We start from the raw sequence: 714 nt of genomic DNA on the forward strand, positions 1-714 counted from the left end.
CCGGAAATCAAGCTCAACTCGTGACCTCAACAGCCACCACGGGGAAAACTCGGGCTACCGTGAAATTTTGAGGTTTATGCAGGCGGCCCTGGAGGCCGAGGTCACCGAGTTCCTCGGCCGCGAGCGCTACCAACGCGCCGCCGCCTGTCCCGACGCTAACGGCGGCTCACGCAACGGGTATCGGCCGGTGACGGTCAAAACCACCACCGGGCCGGTCACGTTGGAGCGGCCGAAGCTGCGTGGCACCACCGCAGCGTTCGCGTCGCGGTTGTTCGGCAAGCATGTGACGAAAACCAACGCTCTGGAGACGCTGGTGATCGCGGCGTTCGTGCGCAGCCTGTCCGTGCGGGATGTCGAGGCCACCCTCGCCGAAGCGCTCGGCGATCAGGCCGCGATCTCCAAATCCACGGTCTCGGAGGTGTGCAAGGCGATCCGCGCCGAGTATCAGGTGTGGGCGCGCCGCCGACTCGACGAGATCACTCTGGACTACCTGTTTTTGGACGCCAGCTTCTTTCGGATGCATCCCGGGTCGCCGGCCGAGCCGGTGCTGGCCGCCTGGGGCATCACCATCGAGGGCAAGCCGGTGTTCGTCGGATTGGCACCCGGAACCGGTGAGTCCACCGACGCGTGGGCCGACTGGATATTACGGCTGGCGAGAGCCGCCGTTCCGGGGTTGGGTGAGCCACTGTTCCGCTGTGGGGTGAGCCACTGCGA

At 65.8% G+C, this 714-nt stretch carries 1 pseudogene; it reads left to right on the forward strand.

The features are described 5' to 3' along the window. Nucleotides 1-76: 76 nt before the first annotated feature. Nucleotides 77-714 (forward strand): annotated as a pseudogene (locus FPZ47_RS27780) (transposase); the annotation flags it as partial.

It is taken from the genome of Mycobacterium helveticum (assembly GCF_007714205.1).
Taxonomy (GTDB): Bacteria; Actinomycetota; Actinomycetes; order Mycobacteriales; family Mycobacteriaceae; genus Mycobacterium; species Mycobacterium helveticum.